The sequence below is a fragment of the Sphingobacterium sp. MYb388 genome (genome assembly GCF_037479535.1).
Lineage (GTDB): Bacteria > Bacteroidota > Bacteroidia > Sphingobacteriales > Sphingobacteriaceae > Sphingobacterium > Sphingobacterium anhuiense.
This window is the reverse complement of the sequence record NZ_JBBGYV010000001.1, coordinates 1,009,007-1,026,104: the sequence shown is the minus strand read 5'-3', so window position 1 is coordinate 1,026,104 and position 17,098 is coordinate 1,009,007. Positions and strand designations below refer to the sequence as shown.

12 protein-coding genes are annotated in these 17,098 nt (G+C 36.4%); 9 read left to right on the top strand and 3 right to left on the bottom strand.

Features of this window, described 5'->3' with window-relative positions:
• Positions 1 to 36: 36 nt before the first annotated feature.
• The 4 genes from gyrA to WH188_RS04535 all read left to right on the top strand — a co-directional run bounded on the left by gyrA (position 37) and on the right by WH188_RS04535 (position 6,234).
• Entirely contained in the window at positions 37 to 2,619 is a 2,583-nt protein-coding gene (gyrA, locus tag WH188_RS04550; protein ID WP_132771356.1) for a DNA gyrase subunit A, read from the top strand.
• On the top strand, positions 2,561 to 3,724 hold the full coding sequence (locus tag WH188_RS04545; protein WP_232789218.1) for a tetratricopeptide repeat protein: 1,164 nt from the start codon (positions 2,561 to 2,563) through the stop codon (positions 3,722 to 3,724). The genes gyrA and WH188_RS04545 overlap by 59 nt, the downstream gene beginning before the upstream one ends.
• A 2-nt stretch (positions 3,725 to 3,726) precedes the next feature.
• Positions 3,727 to 4,896, top strand: a complete 1,170-nt coding sequence (locus WH188_RS04540; RefSeq protein ID WP_132771355.1) for a tetratricopeptide repeat protein — start codon at positions 3,727 to 3,729, stop codon at positions 4,894 to 4,896.
• A 264-nt stretch (positions 4,897 to 5,160) separates the two neighbouring features.
• On the top strand, positions 5,161 to 6,234 hold the full coding sequence (locus tag WH188_RS04535; protein ID WP_132771354.1) for a fatty acid desaturase family protein: 1,074 nt from the start codon (positions 5,161 to 5,163) through the stop codon (positions 6,232 to 6,234).
• A 430-nt stretch (positions 6,235 to 6,664) separates the two neighbouring features.
• Here the strand turns inward: WH188_RS04535 and WH188_RS04530 are convergent, their stop codons facing one another.
• Both WH188_RS04530 and WH188_RS04525 read right to left on the bottom strand, forming a co-directional pair.
• The gene (locus WH188_RS04530; protein WP_168126029.1) at positions 6,665 to 9,232 is read right to left on the bottom strand and encodes a TonB-dependent receptor; all 2,568 of its coding nucleotides are present in this window, start codon (positions 9,230 to 9,232) and stop codon (positions 6,665 to 6,667) included.
• A gap of 472 nt (positions 9,233 to 9,704) precedes the next feature.
• Positions 9,705 to 11,171 (bottom strand): aminoacyl-histidine dipeptidase, encoded by a 1,467-nt coding sequence (locus tag WH188_RS04525; protein WP_339423359.1) that lies wholly within the window; start codon positions 11,169 to 11,171, stop codon positions 9,705 to 9,707.
• A gap of 52 nt (positions 11,172 to 11,223) precedes the next feature.
• Between WH188_RS04525 and WH188_RS04520 the strand changes: the two genes are divergently transcribed.
• The 3 genes from WH188_RS04520 (at position 11,224) to WH188_RS04510 (ending at position 14,306) form a co-directional block, all read left to right on the top strand.
• Positions 11,224 to 11,811, top strand: coding sequence for a sugar O-acetyltransferase (locus WH188_RS04520; protein WP_132771351.1), 588 nt, complete (start codon positions 11,224 to 11,226; stop codon positions 11,809 to 11,811).
• A 106-nt stretch (positions 11,812 to 11,917) separates the two neighbouring features.
• Positions 11,918 to 13,465 (top strand): DUF3943 domain-containing protein, encoded by a 1,548-nt coding sequence (locus tag WH188_RS04515; RefSeq protein ID WP_132771350.1) that lies wholly within the window; start codon positions 11,918 to 11,920, stop codon positions 13,463 to 13,465.
• Between the two features lie 13 nt (positions 13,466 to 13,478).
• Positions 13,479 to 14,306, top strand: coding sequence for a DUF4846 domain-containing protein (locus WH188_RS04510; protein WP_132771349.1), 828 nt, complete (start codon positions 13,479 to 13,481; stop codon positions 14,304 to 14,306).
• Positions 14,307 to 14,371: 65 nt separating this feature from the next.
• Here WH188_RS04510 and WH188_RS04505 read toward each other — a convergent pair whose 3' ends face one another.
• Positions 14,372 to 14,818, bottom strand: coding sequence for a GNAT family N-acetyltransferase (locus WH188_RS04505; protein WP_165905942.1), 447 nt, complete (start codon positions 14,816 to 14,818; stop codon positions 14,372 to 14,374).
• A gap of 242 nt (positions 14,819 to 15,060) precedes the next feature.
• Between WH188_RS04505 and WH188_RS04500 the strand changes: the two genes are divergently transcribed.
• Positions 15,061 to 16,317 (top strand): putative DNA modification/repair radical SAM protein, encoded by a 1,257-nt coding sequence (locus WH188_RS04500; RefSeq protein WP_339423358.1) that lies wholly within the window; start codon positions 15,061 to 15,063, stop codon positions 16,315 to 16,317.
• A gap of 1 nt (position 16,318) precedes the next feature.
• The gene (locus WH188_RS04495) at positions 16,319 to 17,083 is read left to right on the top strand and encodes a TIGR03915 family putative DNA repair protein (RefSeq protein ID WP_132771346.1); all 765 of its coding nucleotides are present in this window, start codon (positions 16,319 to 16,321) and stop codon (positions 17,081 to 17,083) included.
• Positions 17,084 to 17,098 lie beyond the last annotated feature (15 nt).

The window sequence follows — 17,098 nt, the reverse complement described above, 5'->3', positions numbered from 1 at the left end:
GGGATTGTTTAATAGTTTTATCGAAACCAAATTAATATGGCTGAAGAAACAGAAAATGATAATAATTTAGTACCTGCAAACGATCGAATTCTTTCGGTAAGTATCGAGGATCAAATGAAAACTGCCTACATTGATTATTCAATGACAGTTATTGTTTCTCGTGCATTACCAGATGCTAGAGATGGTATGAAGCCTGTACACCGTCGTGTTCTTTACGGTATGTTGGATTTAGGTGTTACAAGCAGTAAGCCTTACAAAAAATCTGCCCGTATTGTTGGTGACGTATTAGGAAAGTACCATCCACATGGTGATACTTCCGTATACGATGCAATGGTACGTCTAGCACAAGACTGGAACATGCGCTACCCTTTAGTGGATGGTCAAGGTAACTACGGTTCTGTCGATGGAGACCCTCCTGCGGCAATGCGTTATACGGAAGCAAGATTGAAAAAAATTGCGGAAGAAATTTTATCGGACATCAATAAAGATACAGTAGACTATCAATTGAACTTTGATGACTCTTTGGAAGAACCAACAGTATTACCAACACGTATTCCCAATCTATTGGTAAATGGTGCTTCAGGTATTGCAGTCGGTATGGCAACCAATATGGCGCCACACAACTTAACAGAAGTTATCAACGGTACAGTTGCATATATTGACAACCGTGATATCGATGTACCCGAATTGATGCAATATATCAAAGGCCCCGATTTTCCTACAGGAGGTTTGATATATGGTTACTCGGGTGTTCAGGATGCAGAGAACACTGGCCGTGGTCGTGTCGTGATGCGTGCTAAAACAGAAATTGAAGTATCAAAATCAGGTAAAGAGTCTATTATAGTTACAGAAATTCCTTATCAGATCAATAAAGCGAATATGATTGAACGTACCGCTGAATTGGTTAATGAAAAAAAATTAGAAGGAATTTCAGCAATTCGCGATGAGTCAGATCGTACGGGTTTACGTATTGTATACGATATTAAACGCGATGCTAACGCAAATGTCGTTCTAAACAACCTATTCAAGTACACAGCATTACAAACCTCATTTTCAGTAAACAATATTGCTCTTGTAAAAGGTAGACCAGTATTGATGAACCTGAAAGATATGATTCAGGTATTCGTGGATCACCGTCATGATGTTGTCACGCGTCGTACACGTTTTGAATTGGCTGAGGCTGAAAAAAGAGCACATATTTTAGAAGGATATTTAATCGCGCTTGATCATTTAGATGAAGTGATCAAGTTGATCCGTGCCTCTTCAACTCCTGAAGATGCCCGCGTAGGATTAATGGAAAGATTCGGTCTATCAGATCTTCAAGCACGCGCAATTTTGGATATGACGCTTCGTCGTCTAACCGGACTGGAGCACGATAAGATTAAAGAAGAATATGCTGAGCTAATGAAAACGATCGATTACTTAAAATCTGTATTAGCAGATGAAGGTCTTCGCATGCAGATCATTAAAGAAGAACTGATCGAAATCAGAGAGAAATATGGTGACGAGAGAAGATCTATAATCGTCCATTCAGCAGAAGACATGCGTATGGAAGATTTCATCGATGATGAAGAAATCGTGATCACAATATCTCATAATAGCTATGTAAAACGTACTCCTCTAACTGAGTATAAACGTCAAGGACGCGGTGGACGTGGATCTATTGGTTCGACCACACGTGAAGAAGACTTTACAGAACATATTATTACTGCTTCGGCACATAATTATATGTTGCTATTTACAGAATCTGGTCGTTGTTTCTGGTTACGAGCATTTGAAGTTCCTGAAGGAAGTAGAACTTCTAAAGGTCGAGCGTTGCAGAATATCATCAATATTCCGAAAGACGAAAAAATTAAAGCATACATTTTAGTGAAGAACTTAAAAGACCAGGAATACCTGGAAAATAACTTCATCATTATGTGTACTAAAAAAGGTACAATTAAGAAAACGTCATTAGAAGCTTATTCACGTCCTCGTGCAAATGGTATCAATGCCATCAACATTAATGAGGGAGATCAGCTGTTAGAAGCTTGCTTAACAAGCGGAACAAGTGAAATTGTAATGGCATTACGTTCTGGACGTGCTATTCGTTTCAACGAGTCTACTGTTAGACCAATGGGTAGAACAGCAACTGGTGTTCGTGGTATTACTTTAGGTAGTGAGAGCGATGAGGTTATTGGTATGATTAGTGTAGATGATCCAGAGACTACGGTGCTTGTTGTATCTGAAAAAGGATACGGTAAACGAACAGATATCGAAGATTACCGAGTTACAAACCGTGGTGGTAAAGGTGTAAAAACAATTAGCGTCACTGAGAAAACAGGTAAATTAGTTGCTGTAAAAGGTGTTAACGATACTGAAGATTTAATGATCATCAATAAGTCAGGTATTGTCATTCGTATTTCAGTAGAAGGATTAAGAGTAATGGGGCGTGCAACGCAAGGTGTCCGTTTAATTAATCTGAAAGGTGAAGATGAAATTGCATCAATTACTAAAGTAGATAGAGAGGAAGAAGTGGAAGAAACGGAAGAAGAAATTCTTTCAGGTGAAGAAGTAGAAGATGCGTCAGAAAGCACTGAAACCGATCAAGACGATAAATCTGAATCTAACGAAGAATAAAAAAAGAATGAGAGCATTATTGACATCATTAATACTGTCAGCTACAAGTTTAACTGTTGTTGCCCAATCCAATATCAAGGAGGGCAACAACAGTTTTGCGCTTTATACACAAACTGGAGATATTAAAAATTTGGAGAACGCACGCAAATTTAGTGATGCAGCTTTCAAAACCCGTAAAGATTCTTCTTCAGTTCGTAATAATGTTTTGAGAGGACTTGTTTACAGTTCTTTAGCAGTTGTAGATTCCACCCGGAAACAAAAGTATACCATAGACCCTATTGATGAAAGTTTAAATACCTTAAAACTCATTGATAAGAAAAAAGCATATCGCAATTTCCCTGTAGAAGTTGATTATATCAAGCAAAATTTAGCAACTGCATTAATCTATAAATCAAATGTTGAGTTAAAAAATAACAAGTTTGAAGAAGCGTACAAAGGATTTCTGAAAGTAGACTCCCTTGGTTTCAAAAATGCCGATTTAAAATTTAATTTAGCAACTTTAGCTGTAAGCAGTAAACGATATCCTGACGCGATTAAATATTACAAAGAGTTAATCAAGCAGGATTCAAAAAAACCGCAATATTATCTAGAGCTCGCAGCTGTATATGAGAAAATCGGAACAAAACAAGATGAACTTAATACACTATCTGCAGGCCGATTAGAGTTTCCTCAGAACAAAGATATCCTCTTCAAGCTGATCGATATCTATGCTAAAAATGAATCTTATGACGCCATCTTAACGATAATTGATGAAGCGATCAAATTAGAGCCTGAAAATGTTGAATTAAATTACTTGGCGGGTTATGCATACGAAGACGCGAAAGATATTCGAAATGCAAAACAATATTATAATAAAGTTCTGCGTTTAGATGCTAATAACTACCCATCAAATTTAGCTTTAGGCCTTATTTATTTAAAGGATTTTCTTAAATCTAAATCTGACGAAGACAAACAATATGCGCAAGCTTATCTTTTGAAAGCAAATGAAATTAAACCATATGATGTGAATGCACTTAAAGCACTGTCTACTTATTACAATGCAATAGAAGATTATGTGCAGTTAGATCGTGTGAATATATTATTAAATCAATTAACAGTTAATTAGAGATGAACATTAAATCATTATTATTATTGGCAGCTGTTGCATCAGCAAGTACATCTGTTTATGCACAAAAAAATAATGTTAATAAGGCAAAAACAAGTATAGCAAAATTCGAAGAGCTAAAAGGTGCAGGTACGCCACAATTGGCACTGCCAAATTTGAAAACTGCACAAGAAGCTATTGATTTAGCTGTTGTTCATGAGAAAACAAAAGATAATGCAGAGGCATGGACAATCTATTCATTGGTTTATGCAAACTTAGCTAATTTAGATAAGTCTGCTGATGAGGCTAAAAAAGCTGAAGATGCAATTGTTAAAGCTAAAGAATTGGATAAAGATGGCGCAAATAAGGATAATATTCGTGTCTCTGAACAAGTATTAGGTCAATTCAACTTCAATCTTGGTGCTGAAGAATATCAAGGTCAAAAATACAAGGAAGCATATGACTCTTTTGAAAAAGCATTAACATATTTGCCAGGTGATACAACATTAATCTATTATGGTGGTATTTCAGCTCTTCAAAGTAACGATTATGCCAAAGCAATTGCGAAATATAAAGAGCTTATTCCTTCAAAAGAATTTTCTTCACATAAACAAATTGTTGTAGACTTACCAAAGTTATATTTATCTGCTAAAGATACCGCTTCTGCATTGGATTATGCAGCAAAAGCAGTAGAAATGTATCCTGATGACAATGCAGCTGCGGTTCAAAATATTGAATTTAATTTGATTGCTGGTCGCGAAAAAGAAATTTTAGCGGGCATCACTGCGCAATTGGCAAAAGATCCAAATAACAAAAGCTTAAATTACTATTTAGGAATCGCTCATTCAGCAAATAAAAATGATGCTGCTGCAATTGAAGCATATAAAAAGGCTTTAGCAGTAGATCCTGATTATTTTGAAGCAAATACAAATATTGCAATCACAATGATGAATGGTGTACGTGAAAAATTAAATGTTTTAAACAACGATAGATCATTGAGCCAAGCAAAATACAACGAAGGAGTGGCTAAAATTAAGGAAGAAATTAAACCTGCTTTAGTTTATCTAACAAAAGCGGTACAATTACAACCTAAAAATATAGATGCTTTGACAAACTTGAAAAACTACTATGTTTTCATGCAAGATGAAGCTAAAACAACTGAAATTACAGCTCAAATTAACGCTTTAAACTAAGTTTACTTAATCTTTAATAAGAAGGGGATTGCATGTATTGCAATCCCCTTCTTGTTTTTCATAGAGATCCACAAAGAAAACATGTTTTGAATCGCCTCAGACCTTCTAAAAAGCTGGGGTTGGGCTATAATTAGTTTTTAAAAGCTTTAACTTAAATTAACATCATTAAAAAAAATATTTGTTATCTTTATAAAAATTATAATTTAAGCTCTGTATGTAAACCTAATTTTTACTATTATTTTTTAACAGAGTTAAACGATCTCAATGAAAACAACAATAAAATTTAATAATGTTAATACATTATTTTCTAAATCTTTAAAGGAAAGAATTAACGATTATTTCAAAACTAATAAAATCCAAAAAACAGGAGAAAAAAGAGTACTAACAAAAGCAATCATCCTGTTTGTAACCGCTATATCTTTCTACATCACATTAATTGTAATTCAACCACACTGGTTAATCAGTGTTGTTGTATTAATTTTACTTGGAATAAATTTTGCCGCAATCGGATTCAATGTGATGCACGATGCCGGACATGATACATTCTCTAATAGTAAGAGACTAAACAGTGCCCTATCCTACAGTCTTAACCTAATGGGTGGAAATATCTATTTCTGGAAATTGAAGCACAATATTGCACATCATACTTATACCAACATTGAAGGTGAAGATCATGATATTGATATCAAATTTATGCGTGTGCATAAAGACCAAGAATTAAAAAAGCATCACTCCTACCAGAAATATTATTTTATGGTTCTATATAGCATCTCCTACTTAGCTTGGATTTTCTATCAAGATTATGAGAAATATTTTCTTGAAGCCATGGGAAGCAAAAAGAAATCATTCGATTTCCCTTTACGTGAAAAAGTGATCTTTTGGGTAAGTAAAATTATTCACATCAGTATTTTCATCGTTATCCCAGTTTTAGTGGTAGGATGGTTACCAACATTAGTTGGGTTACTAATTTCAGGTATCGCTTGTGGTATCTGTTTAGCAACCGTATTCCAGCTTGCGCACGTCGTAACTGAAACAGAATTTGTTGCCATAGAAGAGACTGCAGACCCAACAAAAATGGAAAATGAGTGGATGATTCACCAATTGAGCTCTACAGCTAATTTTGCTACAAAAAACAAATTTCTAACTTGGATTCTAGGCGGTTTAAATTATCAGGTTGAACATCATTTATTCCCTAAGATAAGTCACATCCACTATCCCGCGATTAATAAATTGGTCAGAGAAACCTGTCTGGAGTTCAATGTTAAATATCTTGAATACAAAACATTCAATTCAGCATTCAAATCACATGTGAGTGTGATTCAGTCCATGTCAAGATAGATATAACATTAAAAAATATAGAAAGGCTAAGCAGTTGATGTTTAGCCTTTTTTTTGCTTCCTATAATAACATCAAGGAAATTACATTAATACATCCTTATTTTATACCACCGAAATCCCATTATGGCAATAGCATTACACCACTACCCCACAAACTTCACAATACCAATACAACAATTCCATCGCATTATCCCTATAATCTTACACATGCTTAAAGGTTTATCAATCATTACTAATTACACCAAAGAAATAAAGAATAGATTTCCAAAATTTCAGCTTGTAGGATAAGCACATTGATCAGGAGCCTTAAATAATGACAAAGTAAAGGGCAAGCAAGCATTGGTGGTAATGAAGCCGAAAAATAAAAAAGCCATTGCAATAAATTGCAACGGCTTTTAAGAAGTATAATTATGTTTTGTTTTTGTACTCGCTTAGAATGTGAATTTCACAGAAGCATTCCATGTACGTCCCCATCCCATTAACACTTTGTTAGATGTGTCAATACCTTTCCAGTATGTAGCATTCGCCTTCGACTCGACATTTGAAGTAGCTTCAGAGATATACAATTTGTCTAATACGTTGTTCATATTAACACGGAAACTGATCGCATTCTTATCGCTCAATACAACTTTGTAAGATACACCAGCATCTAACAGATCATAATTTGGCAATTTCATTGTAGGTCTATTAGCAGGTAATGAACTATACAGATCTTCATAACGTCTATAATCAGCATCTACAGAAAGACCTTTTAAGACTTTGTATTTAGCACCTAAACCCCAACTTGTCTGAGAAGCATCACCAACTTTTACACCTGTTAAATCTCTCGTTGTAGTTTCTAATACTTCACGATTTTCATTACGAACAATCGTTATAGCATCACCATCATATTCCCATTTACCTAAGGAAGCAAAACCTTTTAATTCAAAGCCACGGAATGGACGAGCTAATAACTCTAACTCCACACCTTGGTGATCTTGTTTTACACCATAGTTCGTGTTATAGATTAAACTTCCGACCTGTACTTTGTCAATACCATATTTGTCAACTTCTTTTTGAGCAGCTGTAAAAGAATTTCCTGTTGTACGGTCAGCCCATGTCGTGCGGTATGCATTTACGCTAACATCAAAATATTCAGAGGCAAATTTGTAACCAGCCTCTAAACCTAAAATTTTCTCATTAACAGCATATGGATTAACATCGTTCATGTAATTCATGAAGATATTGTTTTGGTATGGCTGGCGAGAATAATAACCCGCATTACCAAAGATGGTATGGTTACCTAATGTATAACTTGCACCGCCTTTTACATTGTAGCCTAAATTGTTCACATCTTTAGATTTACCTTCACCTAATTTATAAAGGAAATAATCTTGTCTACTGTTTTGCTGACCAGAAAGGGAACCTTGGAAGAAAGCTGTAAAACCATCTTTCGCAAACTCTAATTGTCCAAATAAACCAGCATATCTAATCATTTGTTCATAATCCCAACCTAAACGGTCCTGACCTGTTTTTGGTTTATCTCCAAAAGATTTCCAAGGACTAGTGCTGTAAGTATTAGAAGTAGTCATGATCCCGTAGTTCACATTTTTTTCATGGGAAATCGATTCTTGACCTAATTTATCCGTTACTTGAATATAGTGTTCACCTTTATAGTCACGTAAATCAAAACCAACATTAAAATTTAAATAATCATTCAACTTACGGTTATAGTTAGATACTACACCAAACCATTGGTGATTATTAACTTGAGATGCTAAAAATGGTGTTGGATTTACTTTTTCAGTACGTTTGGATTGACCGCCACCACTAGCAACAGAAGCATATACAACAGTAGATAACGACGATTTATCATCAATTGTCCAATCCCAGTTTAAGTTAGCAACCGGTTTATGATAGTAGTTTTTACGTACATTTCTTTCCACCCCATTAATCATCTCCACGTTTGCATTAAATTTTCTTCCATCTCTCAAGAAATTTGATAGTTCTGAAGTAAAACCTTGGTTATGCCATTGTGGAGCACCTGTAACCATTAAGTTTAAGTTGTGCTTCTCGTTTACTTTATATCCAACAGATAAGAAATAGTTTTGGCCAGCACCTTCAGTACCTTTCATGTAACCATTTCCTTGCCACCCAGTAACCATTGCAGATACTGCAAATCCACTTTTCATTAAACCGGTGTTGTAAGCAATCGTAGATTTTACAAACATATCGTTACCGATAGTTGTTTTAACAAAACCACCTTGTTGCATATCTGTAGATTTAGTCACAAAATTAATCGTCCCCCCTACTGAAGAGATCGCTAATTTTGAAGAACCTAAACCACGTTGAATTTGTACTAAAGAAGCAATATCTGACAAACCACTCCAGTTAGACCAAAAAACACGACCATTGTCCATACCATTAATCGGTTGGCCATTTAATAAGAAAGCTGTGTTAGATTGATCAAAGCCACGTGTTGTCATGGAAGATTCACCAAAACCTTTTGATTGACCAGATACGTATACACCAGGTGTATTGACCATGGAAGCAGTGATATCCATTGCACCCACTTTTTCTTCGATGATTTGTTTCGAGATTGTAGAAACAGCAATCGGAGTTTTACGATCTTCCGCGATATCAATTAAACCACGACCTACAACAACAACTTCTCCTAAATTTGTTTCAGATGATTCTGCAAAAACAGGATCTAATTGTAGTGCTTCACCGGCTTTCAAGAAGACATTATCGTAAACAACTGGTTTTTGACCGATGTAGGTAACTTCAATTTTGTAAGGTCCGCCCTCTTGAAGATTTGCGATGTTAAAACGTCCATTCGAATCTGCCGATCCGCTGAAGGTGGCTCCGCTTGACTGATGCGTAATTTTAATAGTTGCACCTGTCGTTGTTTGTCCAGTAGATTGTTTTACAATCCCTGTAACACTGCTTGTTGTTGTTTGTGCATGGATAGTTCCATAACTCCCGACAGCAAGAGCAAAAAAAAGTAGAGACTTTTTCATGTAAGATGTGTTTGATATAGTTTTGATGCTGCAAAAGTAAAACTCCCATATCTATTTAACTAATTTTAACATGAAATGAATATGTTAAAACATCCTTTTTAGCACCTAAAATTTTGATAAAATAACACCAAACAAACAAATATATTTTAAAGTCATAAAAACACAAGGATATATTTTGAATATTTAATCACAAAAACTAGTCTAAATTACCACATTGGCAATTCTAGTAAGAATAAAACTTTGTCCTTTTTGAATAAATGAAAGGCAGGCCTTCTTAAACTATATTTTACAGCAGTAGCATGGGAATGCCAAACATGAAGATCAAGGTTATTTTAAATAAAAGAGGTGATGCCCCCTTAATTAAAATCGATCTAAAGTAAATATATACAAACTTTATTAAAATAGCAATAGAGAAAACAAAAAAAAGGCTTAAAATTAAATTTAAGCCTTTTCTTATTTTTGATACAATATCCTATTTTTTAGGAATTTCTTTTAAAATTTGTTTCACAAATTCCCAATATTTCTGAACAGAAGATATAGATACCCGCTCTGCCGGAGAGTGTGCACCCAAAATAGTTGGTCCAAAGGAAATCATATCCATTTCAGGATAATTCGTTCCCAAAATTCCACATTCCAGTCCAGCATGGCACGCAACCACCTTTGGCTCCTCTTCATGCTGTTCAATATAAATACGTTTCAAAACCTCTAAAATTTCAGAATCAGCATTTGGTGTCCATCCAGGGTAAGATCCTGAAAATACAACATCAAATCCAGCTATTGAAAAACCAGCTTCCAAAGATTGGGCTAAATCTATTTTAGAACTTTCAACAGATGATCGTGTCAAGCATTTAATACTCATTTTTCCATCGCCAACACTCACTTTGGCAATATTATTAGAAGTTTCCACAAGATCTTCAAAGTCTGCGCTCACACGGTAAACACCATTATGTGCCGCATAGATTGCATTGATCAACAACTCCTGATCTTGAGCAGAAAGAACAGCAGCAGGAACAGTAGTTAATTTTTCAATTGATATTGTCAATCCACCATCTACTGTTTTAAACTCAGTTTTAATAGCTTCAATAAGAGGAGCTAAATCTGACGCAAAATTATCCTCATGTTCAGAAGAAACAATTACCGTTGCAGTAGACTCACGCGGAATTGCATTTCGTAGACTTCCACCATTTAGAGTTGCAAGCTGTAAACCAAACTCATCATAAGATTTATACAAAAGGCGGTTCATGATTTTATTCGCATTCCCCAAACCTTTATGAATTTCAATTCCTGAATGACCGCCATTAAGGCCCTTGACAACAATTTCAAAAGCAACAGCTCCAGAAGGACTAGCCTCCTCTTGATAAGACTTAGTAGCTGTTACATCAATTCCACCTGCACACCCGATATCAAGTTCATCATCCTCCTCCGTATCCAGGTTTAATAAAATATCTCCAGTCAATACACCACCTTGCAACCCCATTGCTCCAGTCATACCCGTTTCTTCATCAATCGTAAACAAGGCTTCGATTGCAGGATGCTCCAGTTCTTGGGAAGCTAAAATGGTCATAATTGTAGCAACGCCAATTCCATTATCTGCACCTAAAGTCGTGCCTTTTGCCTTTACCCAATCACCATCCACAAACATATCGATACCCTGCGTATCAAAATCAAAAATAGTATCGTTATTTTTTTGATGAACCATATCCAAGTGGGATTGCAGGACGACCGTTTTACGGTCTTCCATACCAACAGTTGCCGCTTTTTTAATCAGGACATTGCCAACATGATCTTCAGTAACCTCAAGACCCAAGCTTTTACCAAAATCTATCATAAATGCGATAACACGTTCTTCTTTCTTCGAAGCACGTGGAACTGCATTCAATGCAGAAAAATTCGCCCATAGCTCTTGAGGAGCTAAGGCATGTAAATTATTATTTGCCATAATTTTTTCTATTTCAACAACAAAGTTAGTTTTTTTGAAGTAATTTCGGCCCATGGACAATAAGAATCTAACGAATCAATATTATCGTGAATCTGGAAAAGAGCTTTTCGAGAAACGACTCCATGCAAAAATGCAGTTAAAGAAATTTAATGATGCCGAACCAAAATCTTTTAAAGAAAGACAGATCATCATTAAAAATCTACTTAACACGAAATCCAACCGTTTTTTTATTGAACCTCCTTTTTATTGCGACTATGGTTTCAACATTTCTATAGACGACAATTTTTTCGCCAATTATAACTGCACTCTGCTAGATGCTGCTCCGATTACAATTGGTAAAAATGTCTTATTCGGTCCTAATGTTTCATTATTTACGTCCACTCATGCGATCCATCCTGAAGACCGCGCAAAAGGATGGCAATGTTCTAAACCGATCAACATAGCAGACAATGTCTGGTTAGGAGGCAATGTTATTGTTAATCCTGGCATAGAGATCGGTGAAAACAGTATTGTTGGTTCCGGCTCCGTGGTCACCAAAAACATACCGGCCAATGTCATCGCCGCAGGAAACCCATGTCAGATCATTCGGCCAATTACGGAAGCAGACAGACTGGATCTGACAAAAGCAGGCTCAGAATAATCAAACTTAAGTCAAGATTGATTGCGTAACAGTAATATTTTTCCGATTAAGTTTAAAACTATTTAAGTTTATTACTTGTTTAAGAAATTAAGCCTGAAGTATAGATATGATTACAACAACGAAGCGCGCTTCTCTTTCCTTTTTTATCTTGCCCCTCCTATTATTGGTTATCACTATTGCACGACCTCTTTATGCACAAGAATATATACAGGAATATCGAGATACCGTAAACAAATTTAAACCTTTAAATGAAAAATATAACACCGATACGGTCATCAGCAACACTCAGGTCACTCCTTATTCAAATAACTCTGTAAAGCAAAGTTATGTAAATAAGAGCTATCAGATTCCAAATTACCAGGATACCATCAATCACAACCCTCGGAAACACTTTGCAAGAGCGGCGACCGAATGGTTCATGTTTCAGGCATTACCAGCTTCTTTCAACTACTTCATCAGAAAAGATCCCTACTCGCACATCACATTAAACAACTGGTTCAAACATCTTAAACCAAGTGCATGGGCATGGGACGACAATGCATTTGCTACAAATCAAATTGCCCACCCTTATCACGGTCAACTGTATTTTAATGCATTCAGATCCAACAACTATAGCTTTCTTCAATCCTCCCTTGCCACTTTAGCAGGAAGCTTTATCTGGGAAACTGCAGGAGAGACACAGGCCCCTTCAATCAATGATTTAGTAAACACAACCTATGGCGGCATTATATTGGGGGAAATCACACACCGTATTTCACAAAATGTACTGTCCAGACCGACCAGTTCCTTAGCCGAGCGGCAAGGAAAAGAAGTATTAGCTTTTTTCATTAATCCAGTCAACGGGCTAAATCGTTTATTGGATGGCCGTTGGGGAAGAGTCGTAAAAGGAGCTGTTATTGATTCTTCTAAAGTCAAAGCCGAGGTCGATTTTGGTTTCCGCCGTTTTGACACAAAAGACCTAGACATTATCACAAAAGGAAAAACAGATTATTTTGTTCGGTTAAGCTTGATCTATACCAATGACAACATTGAAAACAAAAAACCGTTTGATGATTTCTATGTCAATCTGGAGGTTGGCGGAGACGACAGCTCATTTGTCAACACCGTAAACGTATATGCGTCACTCTACGGAAAACGCATTATCAAAAATCTTCCGGGTAGACATCTCGGCGTACTCTCTGCAAATTATGACTTCTATCATAATGAAGCCTTCTTCTACGGAGCACAAAGTATGAATTACAACGTCATATCAAACTTTAGTTTAGGAGGCAAGAATCGCTTAACAACAACTATAGGTGGTGGTCCTGTCATACTGGCCGCAGTTCCTGATCCCTACCTCCTCTTTGGAGAAAGCCGTAATTACAATTACGGACCAGGTGTCGATGTCCGCGGTTCAGGAGAAATCAGTGTGCTGAACAGATTTAAATTCGGAGCACAATACCATGGTGGTTATTTTGTTACCTTAAGTGGCAATGAATCCCATTATTTTTTACATACAGCATCGATTAGTGGCAGTCTACGTCTATTGAAAAACTTCTCTTTAAACATGAATTCTGGTTATTTTAGATTAGAAGGTAATTTCAAAGACTATCCTGATATCAACAAAAGCTACCCATTTGCACGTTTCTCATTGGGATACAATGTTTTATTTTAACAAAAAAAAACACATGAAGATCTTATACCTCATTTATGTCCCCTTTGTCCTCATCAGCTGTACAGCATCATCCAATCAAAATAAATCTCAGGATAAGCCCAAACAGTTGCATGTGGTTGATGGTTATAATCAAAAATTGATAGATCCCCAGGGTAAAACCATTAAAGACAGATTCACCCCCCCGGTTGGCTACGAAAGAGAAAACTACAAAAAAAATGAATTTGGTTATTTCTTACAGCAACTCCCTCTCAAACCTATTGAGTCACTTGTGACTTATTATAATGGAAGAACAAAAGATAGAAGAGACATCTACGCAAGTGTAATCGATCTGCCCATAGGAAAAAGAGACCTACATCAATGTGCAGATGCTGTCATGCGGTTGCGAGCTGACTATTTATACCAAAATAAGAAATACAAAGATATTCATTTCAATTTTCTGTCCGATGGTAAACCTCGTTATTATGAACAATTTGCCTCTGGAGATTACACCTATCCCAAATACTGGAAATACCTAGAGAATATTTTTGCTTATGCCAATACAAGCTCCCTCCACGATGAACTGACAACTGTCAAATCCATGGATGATGTCCAAATAGGTGATACCTTTGTCCAAAAAGGAAATCCGATTGGACATGCTATTATTATTGTCGATATAGCCGTAAACCCTAAAAATGGTCAGAAACTGGTTTTAATGGCTCAAAGTTATATGCCTGCACAGGAATTGCAGATTATCAATAATCCCGTTAACAAATCTTTAAGCCCTTGGTACGTCTTGTCTGGCGATGTAATCAGAACACCTGAATGGAAATTCTACCCCCAAAACTTAAAAACTTGGAATTAGCACATCGTTACGTTCGCGGCAAATAGCGCTTTAGATGCGATACGACTTCACTCAACCGAATCACTTTATATATCAGTTTGATGTCTGCTCTGATTAAATAAACCGATTTCCATGCGAACATATTCAAGTTCTTTCTTGAAAAAGTGCTCTCCCTTAATATGCATTCCTAGTTTTTCATAGAAAGGAACAGCTGCTATCCGTGCATCACAAAAAAGCGAAACACCATTCCATAACCGACAAAAGTCAACAACAGATTTGAATAGTGCAGTACCTATACCATTTCCCTGAAAATGAGGAAGAACCGCAAATTTTCGAAACTGATAGTGCCCCTCTTCTATCTTAAACACAGAGATTACCCCTATCAGCTCCCCTGCTATGGTCGCCGCAAAGTGCGTCCCGTCAAAATCCGCATCAATCATCACATCCTTTAACGAGCCTTCCGGATACAGTACCTGCTGACGTAATTTCCAGGTCCTCGTTGCAATAACCTGTTCAATATATAAGCTATCCATTTCCATACTATTCTTACTGAAGAATTTAATTCCAAAACTTCGTACATGCACATCCCCTTAAAAATTCAGATACAAGGTAGGAAATTTAAAAACACCTTAAAAATATTGATCGCATCGTAAGCTACAAAATCCGAGTAACCTCCTTTATTTCTGATATCATAAATAAAATAATTTGCTATAAATTATCGCAATTGACATAGATAACTAATAATATTAGTATATTTACTAAAATTAACAGCGTTATGTCAGATCGTATAGTTCAAAAACTTAATATTTTAGCCGATGCCGCCAAATACGACGTAAGTTGCAGTTCGAGCGGAAGTAATCGAGCTAATAAAAATAAAGGAATCGGAAATGCCAATCAAGGCGGCATCTGTCATTCTTATACCGAAGATGGACGTTGTGTTTCCTTGTTGAAGATCTTGTTAACCAATCATTGCATTTATGATTGTGCTTACTGCGTATCACGAAAGAGCAATGATATCGAACGGGCGGCATTCACCGTACAGGAAGTCGTCGATCTGACGATCAACTTTTATCGGAGGAACTACATAGAAGGACTATTTTTAAGCTCAGGTATATTTAAAAATGCCGATTATACGATGGAAAGATTAGTGTCCATCGCTAAAAAATTACGTTTGGAACATAAATTCAATGGCTATATCCACCTAAAAACCATTCCTGGAGCAAGCGATGAGCTCGTCCATGAAGCTGGATTGTATGCCGACCGTTTGAGTATCAATCTCGAGATACCTACAAAAGAAGGACTCAAACTTTTAGCGCCCGATAAAAGCCGGGAAGATATGATCATTCCTATGCGCTATCTAAAAAATGAAATTATCAGAACAAATGAGGAAAGAAAGATCATCAAATCTACACCGACATTCGCTCCAGCAGGACAAAGTACACAAATGATTATTGGCGCTTCCGGCGAATCAGATAAACATATCATCCAAACAGCACAGCATTTTTATAAAAATTATCATTTAAAACGTGTCTACTATTCCGGCTACGTACCCATCTCCTACGACAAGCGCTTGCCCGAAATTGGCACTGCAGTTCCTATGGTACGCGAAAACAGACTGTATCAGTCCGATTGGCTCATGCGGTTCTACGGCTTCAGGGCAGACGAGATTGTCAATGACAACCATCCCTTGCTAGATCTCGATATCGATCCAAAACTCAGCTGGGCATTACGCAATCAACATGCCTTCCCTGTCGATATCAATAAAGCAGATTATCATTTTATTTTGCGGGTACCAGGTATTGGTGTACAGTCTGCTAAAAAGATCATTCTGGCTCGACGCTTCGGTCCATTACGCCTCGAAAACCTGCAAAAGCTAGGAGTAGCCACCAATCGGGCAAAGTATTTTATTAATTGTCTCGGTTTTCAACAACTCTATGCGGACAAGCCCGGATCCCATATCAAACAATATATTCTGGCACAATCCAGCAGTAAGTACATTAAAAACGACAGTCAACAATTAACCCTTTTCTAAGATGTTAAAAACGCTGAACTACGATGGTACCTGGTCAGGACTAATGACATGTGTCTTTTGCTCCTTTGAGTACAAATGGCAGGTCGGCGCTATACAGCAACATGCTTCATCTAGCCAAACGGGCCTCTTTACTGCTCCAGAATTGATCAGCACAGATAATGAAAAAGCCAGACGCGTACTCCTCGGTCTTGAAAAAAAAATAGGTCTTCAGGGGATCCAAGAACTTTATTATGTCCATCTTTCAGAAATCAAAGATCGAGAACTTTTGATATTGCGAAGTATTATTTACTATTTTAGATCAGAATCCAAAGCCAATCAAAACTATGGCCATGACGATATCTTACAGATAAAAAAAATTGTTCGCTCTGTTTCCAGAGAAAGACACCGGGTAAAAGCATTTGTCAGGTTTCAAAAAATGAAAGATGGTTTATATTTTGCTAATCTAGAACCTGATTTTAATGTCCTACCGCTAATTGTGAAGTTTTTCAAAGAACGCTATGCAGACCAAAAATGGCTTATCTATGATCTGAAGCGAAAATATGGTATCTACTATGATTTAATGGAAGTAACAGAAGTTAAATTCAGCGATACTTTAGCTAAAAATCAAATCGAAATTCACTTAGACGAAGAAGAATCACGCTACAGTGATCTCTGGAAAAACTACTTTGAATCAGTCAATATCAAGGAACGAAAAAACACAAAACTACATGTTCAGAGTCTACCAAAACGTTATTGGAAATATTTAAATGAAAAAAATTTGTTATAAAAATCTTATTTTTAA